The 277-nt window shown below is 58.8% G+C and carries 1 protein-coding gene; it reads right to left on the reverse strand.

Translation table 11 applies throughout. From position 1 onward, the window contains the following. The coding region (locus KVT28_RS25000; protein WP_217550843.1) for a TrbC family F-type conjugative pilus assembly protein at positions 1–277 on the reverse strand (277 nt) is incomplete at both ends.

Consider the following 277-nt stretch of genomic DNA (forward strand, 5'->3'; position numbering starts at 1 on the left):
GGCGCTCTCCGCACTTCCCCACCAGCGCCGGGACCTGCTTCACGCCGTAGCGCTCAAAGCGCACCGGGTCAATCTGGATCCCGCGCACCTTGTAGGTCGTGATCAGGTTCAGCATGTACTTTGCGGTCTGATCCATGTTGTCGATGATAAGCCCCCGGAAGTAGACGGGGATGTTCTTTGCCTCCGCCGCCTTCATCAGAAGCGCGAGCTCTTTAACCAGAAGCGATGTCGACAGGAAATACGCCGTTTCGTTTTCCGTGCTGCTGACCTGCGTGCC

This window comes from Pantoea sp. GbtcB22, assembly GCF_019091025.1.
Lineage (GTDB): Bacteria > Pseudomonadota > Gammaproteobacteria > Enterobacterales > Enterobacteriaceae > Pantoea > Pantoea leporis.